At 46.1% G+C, this 19,268-nt stretch carries 16 protein-coding genes and 2 pseudogenes; 8 read left to right on the top strand and 10 right to left on the bottom strand.

Going from position 1 to position 19,268, the window contains the following annotated elements; translation table 11 throughout:
• Positions 1-21 precede the first annotated feature (21 nt).
• A complete protein-coding gene (locus ICN48_RS02760) occupies positions 22-585 on the bottom strand; it encodes a CNP1-like family protein (protein ID WP_216152226.1) in 564 nt (187 codons plus the stop codon).
• A complete protein-coding gene (locus tag ICN48_RS02755; RefSeq protein WP_216152225.1) occupies positions 582-1,184 on the bottom strand; it encodes an RNA pyrophosphohydrolase in 603 nt (200 codons plus the stop codon). Before ICN48_RS02755 ends, ICN48_RS02760 begins: the two co-directional genes overlap by 4 nt.
• 48 nt (positions 1,185-1,232) lie before the next feature.
• Here ICN48_RS02755 and ICN48_RS02750 point away from each other — a divergent pair, with 48 nt between their 5' ends.
• On the top strand, positions 1,233-2,975 hold the full coding sequence (locus ICN48_RS02750; RefSeq protein ID WP_216152224.1) for a proline--tRNA ligase: 1,743 nt from the start codon (positions 1,233-1,235) through the stop codon (positions 2,973-2,975).
• Here the strand turns inward: ICN48_RS02750 and ffh are convergent, their stop codons facing one another.
• Positions 2,976-4,358 (bottom strand): signal recognition particle protein, encoded by a 1,383-nt coding sequence (gene ffh / locus ICN48_RS02745; protein ID WP_216152223.1) that lies wholly within the window; start codon positions 4,356-4,358, stop codon positions 2,976-2,978.
• A gap of 20 nt (positions 4,359-4,378) precedes the next feature.
• Between ffh and ICN48_RS02740 the strand changes: the two genes are divergently transcribed.
• The 5 genes and pseudogenes from ICN48_RS02740 to ICN48_RS02720 all read left to right on the top strand — a co-directional run.
• A complete protein-coding gene (locus tag ICN48_RS02740; RefSeq protein WP_216152222.1) occupies positions 4,379-5,227 on the top strand; it encodes an inner membrane protein YpjD in 849 nt (282 codons plus the stop codon).
• A gap of 3 nt (positions 5,228-5,230) precedes the next feature.
• Positions 5,231-6,052: a 1,6-anhydro-N-acetylmuramyl-L-alanine amidase AmpD gene (gene ampD, locus ICN48_RS02735; protein ID WP_255539434.1), complete on the top strand. Its 822-nt coding sequence runs from the start codon at positions 5,231-5,233 to the stop codon at positions 6,050-6,052.
• Positions 6,053-6,379: 327 nt separating this feature from the next.
• Positions 6,380-9,292, top strand: a complete 2,913-nt coding sequence (locus tag ICN48_RS02730) for a ribonucleoside-diphosphate reductase subunit alpha (RefSeq protein WP_370624131.1) — start codon at positions 6,380-6,382, stop codon at positions 9,290-9,292.
• Between the two features lie 44 nt (positions 9,293-9,336).
• On the top strand, positions 9,337-10,521 hold the full coding sequence (locus tag ICN48_RS02725) for a ribonucleotide-diphosphate reductase subunit beta (RefSeq protein WP_216152220.1): 1,185 nt from the start codon (positions 9,337-9,339) through the stop codon (positions 10,519-10,521).
• A 338-nt stretch (positions 10,522-10,859) separates the two neighbouring features.
• A pseudogene (locus tag ICN48_RS02720) lies at positions 10,860-11,257 on the top strand (histone); the annotation flags it as partial.
• 106 nt (positions 11,258-11,363) lie between these two features.
• Here the strand turns inward: ICN48_RS02720 and ICN48_RS02715 are convergent.
• From ICN48_RS02715 to ICN48_RS02690, 7 genes and pseudogenes are all read right to left on the bottom strand, one after another.
• Positions 11,364-12,323 (bottom strand): carbohydrate kinase family protein, encoded by a 960-nt coding sequence (locus tag ICN48_RS02715; protein ID WP_216152219.1) that lies wholly within the window; start codon positions 12,321-12,323, stop codon positions 11,364-11,366.
• 44 nt (positions 12,324-12,367) lie between these two features.
• Complete coding sequence (locus tag ICN48_RS13805; RefSeq protein WP_370624130.1) at positions 12,368-12,988, bottom strand: DUF3426 domain-containing protein; 621 nt, start codon at positions 12,986-12,988, stop codon at positions 12,368-12,370.
• Positions 12,977-13,897 (bottom strand): annotated as a pseudogene (gene prmA / locus ICN48_RS13800) (50S ribosomal protein L11 methyltransferase); the annotation flags it as partial. The pseudogene prmA and the gene ICN48_RS13805, both read right to left, overlap by 12 nt.
• Positions 13,898-13,931: 34 nt before the next feature.
• Complete coding sequence (accC, locus tag ICN48_RS02705; protein ID WP_216152217.1) at positions 13,932-15,296, bottom strand: acetyl-CoA carboxylase biotin carboxylase subunit; 1,365 nt, start codon at positions 15,294-15,296, stop codon at positions 13,932-13,934.
• A gap of 65 nt (positions 15,297-15,361) precedes the next feature.
• The gene (gene accB / locus ICN48_RS02700) at positions 15,362-15,823 is read right to left on the bottom strand and encodes an acetyl-CoA carboxylase biotin carboxyl carrier protein (protein WP_216152216.1); all 462 of its coding nucleotides are present in this window, start codon (positions 15,821-15,823) and stop codon (positions 15,362-15,364) included.
• A 36-nt stretch (positions 15,824-15,859) separates the two neighbouring features.
• Complete coding sequence (aroQ, locus tag ICN48_RS02695) at positions 15,860-16,309, bottom strand: type II 3-dehydroquinate dehydratase (protein ID WP_216152215.1); 450 nt, start codon at positions 16,307-16,309, stop codon at positions 15,860-15,862.
• Positions 16,310-16,538: 229 nt separating this feature from the next.
• Positions 16,539-17,066, bottom strand: a complete 528-nt coding sequence (locus tag ICN48_RS02690) for a TlpA disulfide reductase family protein (RefSeq protein ID WP_216152214.1) — start codon at positions 17,064-17,066, stop codon at positions 16,539-16,541.
• A gap of 26 nt (positions 17,067-17,092) precedes the next feature.
• On the opposite strand from ICN48_RS02690, the gene mpl reads away from it, so the two are divergent.
• Together mpl and fabG are read left to right on the top strand one after the other, a co-directional pair.
• Entirely contained in the window at positions 17,093-18,499 is a 1,407-nt protein-coding gene (gene mpl / locus ICN48_RS02685; protein WP_216152213.1) for a UDP-N-acetylmuramate:L-alanyl-gamma-D-glutamyl-meso-diaminopimelate ligase, read from the top strand.
• Between the two features lie 34 nt (positions 18,500-18,533).
• Positions 18,534-19,268, top strand: a complete 735-nt coding sequence (gene fabG / locus ICN48_RS02680; RefSeq protein WP_216152212.1) for a 3-oxoacyl-ACP reductase FabG — start codon at positions 18,534-18,536, stop codon at positions 19,266-19,268.

The raw sequence follows: 19,268 nt of genomic DNA, 5'->3' as shown, positions 1-19,268 counted from the left end.
TAGTCGAACTCTTACCGGGGTTTATATAGTTCCGTTTGAATTGGTTGGTTTAGTTCCGCCAGTAAATCCATTAGGGTTGAGCGACTGAAGAATTGTCTTGATACTCTTTTCTTGCGAAGTGAGGTTGCAAAATGCACCTTGAGCCAAAGCTGCTTGATATCGATTGGGCACATTACTTTGGATTGCGCGCCAATTAGATAGAGGATTTTCTCTCCAAGCATTATTCTCTAAGGTGCCGTATAGGCGCCACTGAAATGAATCGCAACGAATTCCTTCATATTGAGCTTGAACGCTACCGCTTGGGCTAGTCATCACCACGATATAGCGAGTTACTCCATCTGCGCCAATCAAGATCGAATTAGTATCTACAGCAAATTTAAAAATGGTATGTTGAGATACGTAAAAAGGTATTAGGGTTGCTTGGTTGGGTGGATTCAGAGGCATTGAAGTCGTACCTTCCTTGAATACCATGGGTGCAAAAGGATCAAGTCCGCTTTGCATTGGATCGCCTGCACAGGCAGATAGCCCCATACCAATAATGGCGGCGCAACAGCAAAGGTAAATACGTTTGAGGTAATAGGTCATTTAGAGAGGTCTTTTGGATTTTCATCTTCATTAGGGTGCTCTTGCGAGCCACCATAAAAAGATTGAATCAGGTCAAGAGGGGAACCCCAGGCAAGCTGCTGCATACGGATGCCGTGGGACAAGAAGCGGGCCAATTCGGAAAGTGCGAGCTGATAGACTTCGCGCTTAAAGCCAATTACTGCGTCCAATTGAATCCAGAAGGGGACCCAGCGCCAGGCATCAAATTCAGGATGTTCAGAGGCACGTAATTGAATATCACTATCTAAGCCCACTAGGCGCAGGAGAAACCAAATTTGTTTTTGGCCGCGATATGCAGCACGGTGCACTCTAGCGGAGTTTTGACGGCGTAAGTATTCCTCAGGGACATCGTAGCGAAGCCAATCCCTGGTGCGTCCAATAATTTGGACATGCTCCGGCAGTAAGCCAACCTCCTCTTGCAATTCGCGGTACATAGCCTGTTCAGGGCTTTCACCATGCTGAATCCCGCCTTGCGGGAACTGCCACGAATGCTGCCCAACGCGTTTTCCCCAGAAAACCTCGTTATGGCTGTTGAGGAGGACAATGCCGACATTCGGGCGATACCCTTCACGGTCAAGCATGATCGTGCCTCAAATCCTTTAAAATCAACGATTTGATTATATCCATACATGAAAGCCTCACAATCATTTCTCGCTACACTAAAAGAAGCCCCCTCAGACGCAGAGGTGGTTTCGCACAAACTCATGGTGCGTGCAGGTTTAATTCGCAAGCTTAGTGCGGGCATTTACAACTATTTGCCGTTGGGTTTGAAGGTTATTCGCAAGGTAGAAAACATCGTTCGCGAGGAAATGAATCGTGCAGGCGCAATTGAATTGCTAATGCCAATGATTCAGCCTGCTGAATTGTGGCAAGAGACTGGTCGTTGGGAAAAGATGGGTCCGGAGTTACTCAGAATCAAAGATCGTCATGATCGTGATTTCTTGATCCAGCCAACTTCTGAAGAAGTGATTACCGATTTAGCTCGTAATGAGATTAAGAGCTACAAGCAATTGCCAGTGAACTTCTATCAAATTCAGACCAAGTTTCGCGATGAGCGTCGTCCACGTTTCGGTATCATGCGTGGTCGTGAGTTCAGCATGAAAGATGCGTACTCATTCGACAAAGATGTTGAAGGCCTCAAGAAATCCTATCAAATAATGTTTGATGCTTATACCCGGATCTTTAAACGTATGGGTCTTGAGTTCCGCGCAGTGACTGCTGATAACGGTGCGATTGGTGGCTCAGGTAGTCAAGAGTTCCATGTGATTGCCGATACTGGTGAAGACGCAATTGTGTATTGCCCTAGCTCTGATTACGCCGCCAACCTAGAAGCGGCAGAGTCATTAGCTTTAATTGCTACCCGTGCTGCAGCCTCTGCACCGATGGTTAAAGTACCCACACCCGATAAGACTCATTGCGCAGATGTTGCGAAGTTCTTAAACACTCCACTTGAATCTACTGTGAAGTCATTATTGTTTGCAGCTGATCAAGAAAAAGGGTCAGCAAAACTCTTTATGTTGTTGGTGCGCGGCGATCACGAGCTCAATGAAGTCAAGGCTAGCAAGATTCCTGGCATGGCAGAGTCACGCTTTGCGACTGAAGCGGAAATTAAGCAGGCTTGTAATGCACCAGCGGGTTATTTAGGCCCTGTTGGAGTGAGTGCTGATGTGACCGTGGTTGCTGATCGTACGGTTGCCAATATGGCTGATTTTGTTTGTGGTGCTAACGATGCTGGACATCATTTGACTGGTGTGAACTGGGGCCGTGATTTGCCTGAGCCCTTGGTGTTGGATATTCGTAATGCAGTGATTGGTGATCCTTCACCTGATGGCAAAGGCGTTATCGATATTTGTCGTGGTATTGAGGTTGGACATGTATTCCAATTGGGCACGCGTTATTCAGAAGCGATGGGTTGTACTTACCTGGATCAACAGGGTAAAGCGCAGCCGATGGTGATGGGTTGTTACGGTATTGGGGTTACTCGCTTGCTTGGCGCTGCAATTGAACAGGGTCATGATGAGAAGGGTATTATTTGGCCAATCTCCATGGCACCATTTGAGGTGGTGATTTGTCCGATGGGTTACGAGAAATCAGAAGCGGTAAAGGTTGCATGTGATCAACTCCATGACGAGTTATTGGCTGCTGGCATTGATGTGATTTTGGATGACCGTAATGAGCGTCCAGGAGCGATGTTTGCTGACTGGGAGTTGATTGGCGCGCCATTTCGAGTGGTGATTGGCGACCGTGGCTTGGCAGATTCTCAGGTTGAATTTAAAGGCCGTACTGATGCTAAGTCTCAGAATATTCCGCTTGGCGATATCAAGGCAAAAGTCATTGCTGCAGTTCAAGCAGCAAAGAGCTTAGTTAATTAATTATTTCTTAAAGAGCCCGCCAATACCCTTGGCGGCTCCTTTTGCAGCCATGGTAGCCATGGTGCGCGCCATTTTTCCACCCTTGAATTGCTTCATCATGGTTTGCATTTGCTCGAACTGAGCTAGTAGGCGATTTACTTCTTGTACCTCTACTCCAGATCCAGCAGCAATGCGACGCTTACGACTGGCTTTGAGCAATTCAGGTTTTCTGCGTTCTTTAGGTGTCATGCTGTCAATAATTCCACGCATACGCGTAGTCTGTTTATCGGCATTACTGAGGTTTGCTTTGGAGGCCGCTTGGGCTACTTGACTTGGTAATTTGTCCATCAAGCTCGCCATGCCACCCATCTTTTGCATCTGCATAAGTTGATCCCGAAAATCCTCAAGATCAAAGCCGCCTTTAGAAATCTTGCTGGCTAACTTTTCTGCTTTGGCAACGTCAACGTGTTGTTGGGCTTGCTCAACCAAGGCCAGAATATCGCCCATACCCAGAATGCGGTTAGCCATACGTTCGGCATCAAATGCTTCCAGGCCGTCCATCTTTTCGGCAACGCCGATAAATTTAAGTGGAACACCAGTTACTTGGCGAACTGAGAGGGCTGCACCACCACGGGAGTCACCATCCAACTTCGTGAGAATCACGCCAGTGAGTGGGAGCGCTTCATGGAAGGCTTTAGCGGTATTGACGGCATCTTGACCGAGCATGGCATCAACAACAAATAAGGTCTCAATTGGATTGAGGCTGGCATGCAAAGTTTTGATTTCTTGCATGAGTACTTCATCAATGCCAAGACGTCCAGCTGTATCAACCAATACTACGTCAAAGTAATGACGGCGGGCCCAGTCAAGAGCGGCGAGTGCAATGTCATTCGGTTTTTGGTTAATGTCGCTTGGGAAAAACTCAGCACCAACTTGTTTGGTAACTGTCTCCAACTGCTCAATCGCGGCTGGACGATAGACGTCACAAGAAACAGTGAGAACTTTTTTCTCCTTTTTTTCTTGTAACCATTTGGCAAGTTTGCCAACGGAGGTCGTTTTACCAGCACCCTGCAAACCGGCCATCAATATTACTGCTGGAGGCTGGGTGGCTAGATTGAGTTCTCCGCTTTGATTGGTGTCACCCACCATGACCTGGGCAAGCTCGCGCTGTACGACACCAACAAGAGCTTGTCCAGGACTGAGGCTGCCAACCACTTCCTCGCCAAGGGCTTTAAATTTAATTTGTTCCAGTAAAGACTTCACTACCGGCAGCGCTACGTCGGCCTCCAATAAGGCTAAACGGATTTCCCGCAACATTTCTGCGGTATTGGCTTCAGTGAGGCGGGCTTGGCCTCGCATTGTTTTAACAACGCGAGATAGGCGGTCGGTGAGGTTTTCTAGCATTTATCGATTAGACTTTCCAGATGGATATTTTAGGTTACTCAAGTTACGGATGGCTGCCTTCCGTACTTTATTTAGCGCTTTTGCTTGTTTTGAGCTTCAAAGCCAAGAGCGGCGTGGAGTCTGGGCTTTCAAGCGGGCTGGTGCAGGCGGCAATTTTTGTGATTTTGGTGATTCATGGGGTGCAATTGCATGACTCAGTGTTCACTCCACGAGGCTTTGTATTTGGCTTTGCGCAAGATTTGTCCTTAATTGCCTGGGTTGGACTGGCTTTTTATTGGTTTCAATCTTGGTTTTTGCCGATCTCTAGCTTACGTTGGATGGCCTTAATGTTTGCGTTGATTTGCGCAGCCCTTCCTAATATTTTTCCAGGTACCTTAATTTCACCTAAGGCTGTTTCTGATCCTTGGTTTAAGGGGCATTTTGTAGTCGCTACGGTTTCAGTTGGTTTGCTGAGTCTGGCAGCGATGCATGCCATGCTGATGAGTGTTCAGGATCGCGCTCTACATCGTCAATTAGCTATTGTTCCTAATGGCCGCCTAGCCCATTGGTTAGAGGATTTACCTCCGCTAATGACAATGGAAAGTCTTTTATTCAATTTGCTTTATGTTGGCTTTGCGCTTTTGAGTCTGACGGTGTTTTCGGGACTACTCTTCTCGCAGACCTTATTTGGCAAACCCCTCGTTTTTGACCACAAAACCATTTTTGCTTTGGTCTCTTGGTTTTTGTTTGCTGGTTTATTAATAGCACGCTGGCGAGTAGGGCTTCGTGGCAGAGCTGCCATTCGATGGGTGTTAAGTGCCTACACCGCTCTGCTGCTTGCCTATGTTGGTAGTCGCTTTGTGCTTGAAGTTATTTTACAGAGGGCTTAATCCTTGTTTAAGTGGCTTTTATTATTTGCAGGTGTTGGACTTTTATATCTCTGGATTAAAGGCAAAAAGCAGGCGGAACTCAATACAGGAAATTCTTCCAAACCCAATAAAAATAAGCCTGAGAAGGTAGCTGCTGCGCCTGAGGCAATGATGCAATGCCAGTACTGCAAAGTACATCTGCCTAAGTCGGAGGCTATTTTTTTCGACGATCGTTTCTATTGCTCAAAAGAACATCTTCAAGCATTGGATTCAAAGGGCTGGGTTGGTGATGCGTGCTGGCGTATTTCACCCAATCAAAATGAGAGACCGGAGAACATTCAACCTGATTTAGCGGTTATTCATCACATCAGTCTTCCGCCGGGTGAATTTAGAAATCAATCGTCTAGCCATCACATCGTTGATTTTTTCCAAAATAAGCTTGACCCAAATGGACATCCTTATTTTGCGGAGATTGCCGATCAAAAAGTATCCAGCCATTTTTTAATTACGCGCTCAGGCGAGTTAATCCAGTTTGTATCGACCCAGGACAAAGCCTGGCATGCAGGCAAGTCGAATTTTCAGGGTCGTGAAAAGTGCAATGACTTTTCTATTGGTATTGAGCTGGAGGGGGATGGCGATACGCCATTCGAAGCTGCGCAGTATTTGGTCTTGGCAAAGCTTATTCAAAAACTGACGAGCACATATCCACTTTTGCAATTTGCCGGGCATAGCGACATCGCGCCCGATCGCAAAATAGATCCTGGAATTTCTTTTGATTGGAAAAAGTTCCAAAAAGAGACAGCAACTCCGATGGAGAAACTGCCTTTTGGCGTAAGTCCTCGATAAGCTCTTTTTGTATGTGAGCGTACGCTTACTTTTTTAGCCTTTGTATAAAAGGGCTAAAAATTCCGCACCAAAATGACCCCAAAATAAGTAGAAAACTTAGTAAAAGTACTAATAAATATTTGTCATAAATGGCTTACCAATTATCAAATATTTCCCTATACTTAGTGCCTAACGCGCTTCAAGACACTAAATGTAGTGTCTGAATCCAGCAATACCCCATTGTTTTTTAATGATATTTTGTCCAAATAACTATATATAAGCAGGAGCAACATGACATACGCCAATCCACAGACAGCAGGCCAGCCAGCTGGAGCGAATAATTCAGGAATGAGTCCTGCGGGGGCGGTAAATCAAGCCCCTTCTGCCAGCTTTGTGGCTGGTGGTGTTGGTGGCAACCAGGCAACCCAATTGTCTGACTACAAAATTATTCGTCGCAACGGTTCAGTTGTGGCGTTTGAGCCATCCAAAATTGCTATTGCTGTCACTAAGGCATTTCTAGCGGTTAATGGCGGTCAAGGTGCAGCATCTGCGCGTGTTCGCGAGCAGGTGGAGCAATTGACCCATTCAGTTGTGCGCGCATTGTTGCGTAGCCGTCCAAATGGCGGAACTTTCCACATTGAAGATATCCAAGACCAAGTTGAATTGGCTTTGATGCGTAGTGGTGAGCACAACGTTGCTCGTGCTTACGTTCTCTATCGTGAAAAGCGTAACCAAGAGCGTGCAGCACAGCAAGAAGTTTCACAAGAGGCTCAAACAGGTAACCAGGCTGGTGAGTCTGGTATCAAGGTAACTGACAATGGTGTCGAGAAGTGGCTTGATATGGCTGCTTTGCGTACTGTGATCGAGGCAGCTTGCGAAGGTTTGGGCACTCACATTGATGCGAGCCCAATCATTACTGAAACCATCAAGAATTTGTACGATGGCGTGCCTATGGCGCAAGTGTATGACTCCGCTATTTTGGCTTCACGTACCTTGATTGAAAAAGATCCTGCGTATAGCCAAGTAACAGCGCGCATCTTAATGCACGTGATTCGTAAAGAAATTTTTGGCAAGGAAGTATTGCAAGGCGACACACAGGCTGAGTACAGCACTTATTTCGCTAAGTACATCAATGAGGGTATCTCTGCTGAGTTGTTGGACCCACGTATGCGTGAGTTTGACTTACCGCGCTTGGCTGCTGCATTGAACGCCAGCCGTGACTTGCAGTTCAACTATCTCGGCTTGCAAACTTTGTATGACCGCTATTTCTTGCATATTGAAGAGCGTCGCATTGAAATGCCACAGGCATTCTTCATGCGCGTTGCAATGGGCTTGTCTTTGAATGAGATGGACCGTGAGCGTCGTGCAATTGAGTTCTATGAAATCCTGTCTACATTTGATTTCATGTCCAGCACCCCGACTTTGTTCAATTCAGCAACCACCCGTCCACAGCTCTCTAGCTGCTACTTGACGACGGTAGATGATGATTTGGATGGTATCTACGAAGCATTGAAAGAAAACGCTTTGTTATCTAAGTTCGCAGGCGGCTTAGGTAATGACTGGACTAACGTTCGTGCATTGGGTAGCCATATCAAAGGCACCAACGGTAAATCACAAGGTGTTGTGCCATTCTTGAAGGTAGTGAATGACACTGCAGTTGCTGTAAACCAAGGCGGTAAGCGTAAGGGTGCAGTTTGTGCGTATCTGGAAACATGGCACTTGGATATCGAAGAGTTCTTGGAGTTGCGTAAGAACACTGGTGACGACCGTCGCCGTACCCACGATATGAATACCTCCAACTGGATTCCTGACTTGTTCATGAAGCGTGTAATGGAGGGTGGCGATTGGACTTTGTTCTCACCATCTAACACTCCAGATTTGCATGACAAATTCGGCAGAGCGTTTGAAGAGGCTTATGTTGCCTACGAGCAAAAAGCGGATCGTGGCGAATTGAAGCCATTCCGCCGTATTCCAGCGCAGCAATTGTGGCGCAAGATGCTCGGTATGTTGTTTGAAACCGGTCATCCATGGATCACTTTCAAAGACCCTTGCAACATCCGTAGCCCACAGCAGCACATTGGCGTAGTTCACTCATCTAACCTCTGTACTGAGATCACTCTCAATACCAATGAGACCGAGATTGCAGTTTGTAACTTGGGTTCCGTGAATTTAACCGCTCACATGACTACAGATGCCAATGGCAAGATGATCTTGGATCACGAGAAGCTCCAAAAAACAGTACGCACTGCAATGCGTATGTTGGATAACGTGATTGATATCAATTACTACGCTGTAGCTAAAGCGCGTAATTCGAACTTAAAGCACCGTCCAGTCGGTATGGGCATCATGGGCTTCCAGGATTGCTTGCATATGCAACGTATTCCTTACGCAAGTGACGAGGCTGTGAAGTTTGCTGACTCTTCAATGGAAGCGGTTTGCTACTACGCTTACCAAGCATCCAACGAATTGGCAGCTGAGCGCGGCGTTTACAGTACCTACAAGGGTTCTTTATGGGATCGCGGCATCCTCCCACAGGATTCAGTAGCAATGTTGGCAGCTGAACGCGGTGGTTATGTTGAGGTAGATAACTCTTCTACTATGGATTGGAGCGGCTTGCGCGCAAGCATCAAGCAACACGGTATGCGTAACTCCAATTGCGTAGCGATTGCACCAACAGCAACGATTTCCAATATTATTGGTGTATCAGCTTGTATCGAGCCAACTTTCCAAAACTTGTTTGTGAAATCTAACCTTTCTGGCGAATTCACAGTGGTAAATGAGTACTTGGTGCGTGATTTGAAAGATCGCGGCCTTTGGGATGAGGTCATGATTGCCGACTTGAAGTACTTTGATGGCACTTTATCGAAGATCGATCGTATTCCTCAAGATTTGCGTGATTTGTACGCAACTGCCTTTGAGGTTGAGCCAAGCTGGTTGGTTGAAGCAGCTTCCCGTCGTCAAAAGTGGATTGACCAAGCTCAGTCACTCAATATCTACATGGGTGGCGCTTCTGGTAAGAAATTGGATGACACGTACAAGTTAGCTTGGTTACGTGGCTTGAAGACAACTTATTACCTCCGCACGATGGCTGCAACCCACGTTGAGAAATCAACTGTTGCCAGCGGTCAATTGAATTCTGTTTCAAGTGGTGGCGGCGTGAATGGAACGGATGCTGCTGCGGCAGCTCAAGAAGCGGATGGTCCAGTTTGCACAATGCGTCCAGGTGATGCTGGTTTCGAAGAATGTGAAGCATGCCAATAAGCCGTTTGCTTATTGGTTATTAATACAAGAATTAGGAGAGAGTTATGTTGAATTGGGAAGAGGAAGTTGCTCCAGCGCTGGCGAAAGCTGGCCTTGCACCGCAGCCGGTAGCAGTGGAGCCACAACGTCCACAACCAGATCAAGTTGCAATGGCGCCGCAAACTGCTGCACCTGCATCAGTACAGGTTGCCAATTTATCTGGTGGCACAGCCTTGCGTGTTAACGCTGCCGATAAGCGTGTGATTAATGCAAAAACTGACGTAAATCAGTTGGTGCCTTTCAAATACAAGTGGGCTTGGGAGAAGTATTTGGCCGGTTGTGCAAATCACTGGATGCCACAAGAGATCAATATGAATCGCGATATCGCGCTTTGGAAAGATCCAAATGGCCTGACAGAAGATGAGCGACGCATTATTAAGCGCAACCTTGGTTTCTTTACGACTGCTGACTCTTTAGCCGCAAACAATATTGTTTTGGGTACATATCGCCACATTACTGCCCCAGAATGCCGCCAATACCTATTGCGCCAGGCTTTCGAGGAGGCGATTCATACCCATGCATACCAATATATTGTTGAATCTTTGGGCTTAGATCAGTCCGAAATTTTTAATGCGTACAACGAGATTGAGTCAATTCGCGCCAAAGATCAGTTCTTAATTCCCTTTATTGATGTCTTAACTGATCCAAATTTCAAGACTGGAACATTAGAAGCCGATCAAAAACTACTTCGTTCGCTGATTGTTTTTGCTTGCGTGATGGAAGGTTTGTTCTTTTATGTTGGTTTTACGCAAATACTTGCAATGGGTCGTCAAAACAAAATGACGGGTGCTGCTGAGCAGTATCAATACATCCTGCGCGATGAGTCTATGCACTGCAATTTCGGCATCGATTTGATTAACCAAATTAAGCTGGAGAACCCACAGTTATGGACTTCCGAGTTTAAAGACGAGATCAAATCTATCTTCGAAAAAGCAGTCGAATTGGAGTACCGTTATGCTGAAGATACGATGCCTCGCGGAGTGCTCGGATTGAACGCTCCGATGTTCAAAGGTTACCTAAGATACATCTGTAATCGCAGATGTTTGCAAATAGGACTTGACGCGATGTTCCCAAATGAAGAGAATCCATTTCCATGGATGTCAGAAATGATTGATCTGAAAAAAGAGCGAAACTTTTTTGAGACACGCGTTATTGAGTATCAAACCGGTGGTGCGCTTAGTTGGGAGTAGTGGGGTAGTAGCAAAGCGCGTAACTGGCTAATTAGGAGATTAGACGGTTGGATAGTTTTAGAAGTCAGCAAAACCAGACTCAAATCCGAAAACCCTTGCTTAAGGGTGCCTGGGCTATTCTCTCTATTTTTTCCAACGTATTTAAGAAGCCGTTGTCCTTCGGGGCCACGGCTTTTTTTCCAGGATTCATTAGCGTGCAGCACTTAGCATCAAGCCGCGCGCCGATGAATGGCTCGCTCGTCAGATCCAAGAGGTTGCAAAACCAGGCGGAAATGAGTGGTCGGGTCTTCTTAATGTAGTTTGTACTAATCCTCACGTGAAGGAGCAATACTATGGCAATCGCCAAGAAAAAACCTGCTGCAAAGAAACCAGCTGCTAAAAAAGTAGCTGCAAAGAAGCCTGCTGCAAAAAAAGTAGCTCGTAAAGTAGCTGCAAAGAAGCCTGCTGCTAAAAAAGTAGCTCGTAAAGTAGCTGCAAAGAAGCCTGCTGCAAAAAAAGTAGCTCGTAAAGTAGCTGCAAAGAAGCCTGCTGCAAAAAAAGTAGCTCGTAAAGTAGCTGCAAAGAAGCCTGCTGCTAAAAAAGTAGCTCGTAAAGTAGTAAAAAAAAAGTAAGTAAGCCTGCTGCGAAGAAAGCGAGCTCTGCTGTAAAAAAGCTCGCGGCTAAGAAAGCTGCACCAGCGACTAGTGCGTTGAATCCTGCCGCTGCTTGGCCCTTCCCAACTGGCACACGTCCATAAGCTTCGGCTTCAGACGAGTGTTACTAGAAGGGGTCTCTCACGAGACCCCTTTTTTATTGCCTAAAGTTTGATTGACTCAGATTCGAGTCGGGCGCAAATAAAGCGCTTAGAAGCTAAAGCCAAACGCTGTTTTGAATTGCTCTGCGATTTGATCTTTGCTGAGTTGGTGGTTTTGTGGGCCTTGATGGGTAATTTTGATTGAACCCATTAGGCTAGCAAGGCGGCCAGTCGTTTCCCAATCCATGCCATTCTCTAAGCCAAACAACAATCCACCGCGGAAGGCATCGCCACAGCCCGTTGGATCAACTACTTTTGCTGCTGGTACTGGTGGAATGGCTATGCATTTACCTTCAAAGTAGATGTCCGCACCTTCAGCACCTTTGGTGACAATGAGTGCCTTAACGCGCTCGGCTACTTTGGTCAAACTTAAACCTGTTCTTTGAGAAAGCATCTCCCCCTCATAGTCGTTTACCGCTAGGAAGCTCGCAATATCAACCAATTCGAGAAGCTCTGGACCGTTAAACATTGGTAACCCTTGGCCTGGATCAAAGATAAAAGGAATGTTGGCGTCAGCCAATTGATGGCAGTGCTCCCACATACCTTGGCGCCCATCGGGTGCAACGATTCCTAATTTAGCCGGTCCCTTAGCATTCTTGCTACGTTCTGCCACAACTGCGGAGACTTGGTTGAGGTGAGACTCGCCCATGGCGCCTGGATGAAATGCGGTGATTTGATTATTGGCTTGATCCGTTGTGATCATCGCTTGTGCCGTAAAGGCATTTTCAATCTGGCGAATATGACTCGCATCAATCATGAGTTGTTCAAGGCGATTCATGTACGGGGCAGCATCACCACCAACCGTAGCCATGATGATTGGGTCGCCACCCAAGAGATTGAGGTTATAGGCGATATTGCCAGCGCAACCGCCGAATTCTCGACGCATGGTTGGTACAAGGAAGGCTACGTTCAGGATATGAATCTGCTCTGGCAGGATTTGATCGGCAAATTTGCCTTCAAAGTTCATGATGGTGTCGTAGGCGATAGAGCCACAGATCAAGCTAGACATAAATTACTTTCTGTACAGGGTAAATATGATGTTGGTGGATGAAATTAAGGGTAGAGCACTCGAACACGATAGCCAGCAGCATTCTGCGGCAATGCAATTGGCAATTCAACCTGCAGAATTTCGCCAGAAGGAATACCTTTTCTCAAAAAATCAGGATGTGCATCTTGCCAGACCTTAGGAAGCCATTCTTGCGGAGTAAATTGCAGTGATTTAATTTCAGATTCCTCTGCATCAGTCAGAGTAATTTCTATATTTGGTGGCAAAACGGTAATCGCTAGACGATTTTGTATCTCAACTTGCAACACAGATTGATTTGCAGGGCTTTTAAGCCCATCTCGCGCGTTTTCTGGTGCAAGGGTAGCTAAAGTTATTTTCCAAGCGGCAAAATCGCTTACAGCGCGATCTAAACATCCTAGTGCAGTACAAAGTTTTGCATCAATGCGTTGTAAAAGGTGAAACGCATGAACAGAAATTGAGTTCGATGAATTATCAATTCGTGGGGCTACTGCTGGAAGCAATGAATTTCGAGAAAGATGTTCTCCGAATACGAGCAACAACAGTAATAAAGCAGCGTAGAGAGCTAGCTTAAGACTTTTTTTTTGAGCAGGTGCAGCAAAAGCAACTTCTTGATGACTGTGCTTGTCCTGATTTAATGTTCCATGCAAGCAAACCCAGCCTTCGCTCTCTTTCCATACGGAGAGTGCGAGCCATTGGCTATAAGTCGCAATCACTTCCTCTGCTTGGCGGGCAAGTACGCCCGATAAAACAATTCTTCCACCTAATTTCATTTTATTAACCAATGCAGGAGCAAGAACTTGCAGTGGATTGGCCAAAATATTGGCCATCACGATGTCATATTTAGTTTCTGCAGCAAGTTCTACTGCGCCTTCGTTGGGAAGTACAAAGCGAATGGTCGTATTGTTGATTTCTGCATTGCTGCGCGCTGCAACCATGGCTTGAGGATCAATATCCGTGCCAATAACCGGACTGCAGCCTAATTTAGCTGCGGCAATAGCCAGAATTCCTGAGCCGCAACCGTAATCCAGCAAACTTTGATTCTGCAAATCGGTTTGTTGCTCAAGCCAAAGCAGGCACAAATGCGTAGTGGGGTGACTGCCTGTACCAAAGGCGAGGCCTGGGTCAACGGCGAGACAAATTGCATTGGGATCGCTCGGCGCATCATGCCAAGAAGGCACTACCCAGATACGTTCGCCAATCTGAATAGGTGCAAATTGACTTTGGGTTAAGCGAACCCAGTCTTGCTCTTCAACGGTTATTTCTTGAGGGGGGCTTAGATGAAAGCCTGCTTCTTTGAGAGAGGCAAGAAGTTCGGGAATAAATTCTGCACTTCCAGATGCATCAATTTCAGGATTAAAGAGGGCGGTTACTGACGATCTGTCCCATGCTTGTACTTCTGGATGAAGTCCAGGCTCTCCGTATAGTGGGTTTTCATCATAGCCACCAGCAGCGTCATCTTCAACTGTGACAGATAAGGCGCCCAAGTCTAAAAGCACATCACCCAAAGGCTCAGCGGTTTCAGCGGCTACCGTGAATACCAGTTCACGATAGGACATGAGATGCTCGCATTAAACGTATCAACTGCATTAGTTAGGATTTACCGCGACTTGCAGCTTGCTCTTCTAGGCGATGTTCCAAGTAGTGAATGCTAGTACCGCCTTCAATGAAGTTCGGATCTAGCATTAACTCACGATGGAGTGGGACGTTGGTTGTAATGCCGTCAATCACCATCTCAGAGAGTGCAATTTGCATGCGGCGAATCGCTTGCTCACGCGTATTGCCATAAGAAATCAACTTGCCAATCATGGAGTCATAGTTTGATGGAACCACGTAACCACTGTAGGCATGAGAGTCGACGCGAATACCAGGACCGCCAGGCATATGGAATGAGCCAATTTTTCCTGGGCTCGGGGTGAACTTGAATGGATCTTCGGCATTTAAGCGGCATTCAATCGCATGACCACGGAAAACAATGTCTTTTTGGCAATAACTGAGTTTGAGGCCAGCAGCGATACGAATTTGTTCTTGAACAATATCCACACCAGTAATCATTTCAGTAACGGGGTGCTCAACTTGAACGCGGGTATTCATCTCAATGAAGAAGAATTCGCCATCTTCGTAGAGAAACTCAAATGTTCCAGCGCCACGGTAGCCAATCTTGCGACAGGCTTCCGCACAACGTTCACCAATTTTAGCGATCAAGCGACGATCAATGCCTGGTGCAGGGGCTTCCTCGATCACTTTTTGATGGCGACGTTGCATAGAGCAGTCGCGCTCACCCAACCAAATGGCATTGCCATGGGTGTCTGCCAAAATTTGTATCTCTACATGGCGAGGTTTTTCTAAAAACTTCTCCATATAGACTTCTGGATTACCAAAAGCACGGCCGGCTTCTTCCCTGGTCATATTGACCGCATTGATGAGTGCAGCTTCAGTGTGCACCACTCGCATTCCGCGACCACCACCACCACCAGCAGCTTTGATAATTACCGGATACCCAACTTTTTTTGCTGTCGCAATAATTTCTTTTGGGTCCTCAGGAAGGGCGCCTTCTGATCCAGGTACGCAAGGCACGCCAGCTTTAATCATGGCGCGTTTTGCCGAAACCTTGTCACCCATTAAGCGAATGGATGCAGCTGTAGGGCCAATGAAAGCAAAACCAGATTTCTCAACACGCTCTGCAAAGTCGGCGTTTTCTGAAAGGAAGCCATAGCCAGGATGAATTGCTTCTGCATCGGTAACTTCAGCTGCAGAAATAATGGCTGGCATATTAAGGTAGCTCAGCGGGGATGGCGCTGGGCCGATACAAACTGCTTCATCGGCAAGCTTTACATATTTCGCTTCTTTATCTGCAGTGGAGTACACCACAACAGTTTTAATTCCCAACTCGCGGCATGCGCGTTGGATACGGAGAGCAATTTCTCCCCGATTGGCAATCAGAATCTTATCGAACATGTCGGCTCTGAGTTAAGTAACGGTGAATTGGAATAAATCTAAAGATCATCAAGAATGCAGTTTCATTAACCGATGATGAAAAGTGGCTGGTCAAATTCAACGCCTTGACCGTTTTCGCAGAGAATTTCTTTGATCACACCAGCTTGCTCGGATTCGATCTCATTAAGCAGCTTCATGGCTTCGATAATGCAAAGGGTTTGGCCTACTTTTACTGTATCGCCAATATTGACGAAGTTCGGAGATTCTGGATTTGGCGCACGATAGAAGGTGCCTACCATTGGCGAGCGAGCAACAAAACCCGTTTCAACCGCTGGTGCCTCAACAGCAATTTCAGCTGGAGCGCTTGCTACCGGTGAAGCTTGCATGGCTTGAGCAGGTGCTGGGCTGGCATAAACCATATGACCAACTGGAGCAGCAGATCCCGCGTTGACAATGCGAACGCGATCTTCGCCTTCATTTACTTCGAGTTCTGAAATGCCTGATTCAGATACCAAATCGATCAAGGTTTTTAGTTTTCTCAGATCCATACGAGTGCTTCCTCTCTTGTAATTCTTTAAATAGTTTTACTTCTGTAAGCGAGCGATGGCTGCTTGCAGAGCTAGCTCATAGCCAATCGCGCCAAGACCACAAATAACCCCAGTAGCAATATCGGACAAATAGGAGTGTTTGCGGAATTCTTCACGCTGATGAATATTGGATAGATGAACTTCCGTAAAGGGAATTGCTACCCCAGCCAAGACATCACGCAGGGCAACGCTGGTATGGGTAAAGGCGCCTGGGTTAATAATGATGAAATCAACCCCATCTAATTTGGCTTTTTGAATGCGGTCTATTAACTCACCTTCATGATTGCTTTGATAGGTGCCAAGATCGACAGACTGGGCTTTGGCTAGCTCCCCGAGCTTTTCATGAATGTCTTCCAGGGTAGTTTTGCCGTAAACATCGGGTTCACGGGTGCCTAATAGATTTAGGTTTGGACCCTGAATTACGAGAATTGAAGCTTTTTTCGACATAGATCCCTGTTTTTAGAGGCAGTTAAGCTTAAATTGCTAAATAACTTCATGCTCGAATGCTGCTAATGACAAGTATACCTTTTTAAGGGTTGATCAAGGCTCAAAAATTGCTTTGAAAAGAGGATTATTCCAGACCTTTAAAAGCAAGTAGTGAAAAATACTGAATTTATTGCTTATTAATTAGGCAGATTATAAAGACAGTTCAGAAGTAAAAATTCATTAAAAATGGCTATAAAGCAGATTTAATTGCACTTCTGATGTCATCTTCGCTTATCTTTCCTAATTTGCTATATGTTGCTTTGCCCTTAGCATTAATAATGATGGTGTAAGGAAGGGCGCCCTGGGAATTTCCCAACTGCTTAGATAAGTTACTTCCTTCAAGACCGCCAATCACGATTGGATAGCTAACGGGTGTTTTTGAGAGAAATTCACGAATATTAGAGGGTGAATCGATGCCAATGCCAACAAATAAGACATTTTGCTGCGAAAACTCTTGTTGGAGCTTGTCTAAGGTGGGCATTTCTTCAACACAAGGTGGACACCAGGAGGCCCAAAAGTTCACCACCAGGATTTTCCCTTCCCATTTTTGGGTATCGACGCTTTTACCGTCTGGAGTTTGCCAAGAATTTGCAAAAAATGCCTTTACAGCCGGGTCGCTTGCTAAGCCAGTCTTGTAAATCCACTGCGAAGTCAGAACGCCTCCAAGGAGGGCTAAAAGACTTATTGAGACGATGATGATCCACTGTCTGCGGTTCATTGCAACTCCTTCGCTAAAATTCGCTAATGCATATACATATCTTGGGCATTTGCGGTACTTTCATGGGCGGCATTGCCGCAATTGCGAGGCAAGCTGGACATCGCGTTACCGGTTGCGATGCCAACGTGTATCCACCAATGAGCACACAGCTTGAAGCTCAAGGCATCGAACTGATTGAGGGATTCTCACCTAACCAATTATCTCAGTTTGAGACCATGCCTGATTTATTTGTCATTGGCAATGTGGTCTCTCGCGGAAATCCCTTGATGGAGGCAATACTCAATCAAGGACTACCTTATATTTCTGGGCCACAGTGGTTGGGTGAACAAGTTTTATATGGAAGACATGTTCTAGCTGTTGCAGGTACGCACGGTAAGACAACTACATCAGCAATGTTGACTTGGATTTTGGAATTTAACGGTTACAAACCTGGCTATCTCATCGGTGGTGTGCCCCTCAATTTCACGGTCTCTGCTCGTTTAGGAGAGAGTCAATATTTTGTTATCGAGGCTGATGAATACGATACCGCTTTCTTTGATAAGCGCAGTAAGTTTGTGCATTACCGCCCACGCACTGCCTTGCTGAATAATTTAGAGTTTGATCACGCTGATATTTTTTCTGACCTTGCAGCCATCGAAACCCAATTTCATCATTTAGTTCGTACCGTTCCTAGTGATGGCTTATTAGTAGTGAATGGCGAAGAACCGGCGCTAGCAAGTGTGATGACGCGTGGCGCTTGGGCCCCTGTTGAGCGCTTTGGCCAAGAGTTAACCAATGAATGGTCATTGATTTCACAAGAGGGTGATGGCCTTATTGTGCGCAAGTCAGGCAATGAGGTTGCCTCAGTGAAATGGGCGCCAGATTCTGGGGTGATGGGCAGACACAATCAACTCAATGCGCTTGCAGCCATTGCTTGTGCAAATCACCTTGGTATTTCTCCAACAGATTCTGCGCGTGCTTTAGCTGAGTTCAAGAATGTAAAACGTCGCCTAGAAACTATTGGTGTTGTAAATGACATTACGGTCTATGACGATTTTGCGCATCATCCAACAGCAATCACAACGACTGTTGATGGTCTGCGTCGTCGTGTTGGTAAAGCGCGTATCTTGGCGGTATTAGAGCCACGTTCGAATACGATGAAGCTTGGCGTAATGAAGGCTCAGCTACCTGGAAGTCTTTTGGCTGCTGATAAAGTTTTTGCTTATGGCGCTAAAGCCGGAAAAGAATCTTTAGGTTGGGATTTAGCGGAGGTTTTATCTCCACTTAATACAAAGGAGCAGGGTAAGGCACATGCTTTCGATGATCTCGATACCTTAGTGAAGGCGGTTGCACAAGAGGCAAAACCAGGGGATCACATTTTGGTAATGAGTAACGGCGGTTTTGGTGGCGTGCATCAAAAAATATTAAAAGCTATTTCGGCGCATCAGAAATAAAAAAGCAACAACAAATAAAAAAAGAAAGTAAATCATGGGTGATAGATTAAAAGATAAAGTGGCCATCATTACCGGCGCCGCTAAGGGTATTGGGTTCGCTACAGCCCAGCGCTTTGCACAAGAAGGTGCAAAAGTCATCATTGCTGATATCAACCTTGAGGCGGTAAATGGTGCGGTTGCGCAAATACTTAATGCAGAAGGCTATGCCATGAATGTTACTGATCGCGCCAGCATTCAGTCGGTAGTGGATCAGGTAATGCAAAAACATGGACGTATTGACATCTTGATTAATAACGCCGGTATTACTCAAGATGCGCGCTTAGTGAAGATGACTGAAGCGCAGTTTGATACTGTGATCGATGTTAATTTAAAGGGTGTATTTAACTGCACCCAACTAATCGTGCCACACATGCTTGAAGCCGGTTCTGGCGCAGTGGTAAATGCCTCTAGCGTAGTGGGTCTCTATGGTAATTTCGGACAAACTAATTATTCGGCCACTAAATTTGGAGTGATTGGTTTTACAAAAACATGGGCGCGTGAATTAGGCCCTAAAGGCATTCGAGTAAATGCGGTTTGTCCTGGCTTTATTGCCACCGAAATGGTCAAAGCAATGCCAGAAAATATTTTGAAAGATATTGAAAAGCGTAGTTGGCTTGGGCGCTTGGGTACTCCAACAGAAATGGCTAACGTGTATTTATTCTTAGCGAGCGATGAAGCGAGCTATGTCAATGGGGTGGCATTAGAGGCCAGCGGCGGGATTTCGCTCTAA

Source organism: Polynucleobacter sp. JS-Safj-400b-B2, assembly GCF_018881975.1.
Lineage (GTDB): Bacteria > Pseudomonadota > Gammaproteobacteria > Burkholderiales > Burkholderiaceae > Polynucleobacter.
Note: the sequence above shows the minus strand (reverse complement) of the source record. Positions and strands in the feature narration are given on the sequence as shown.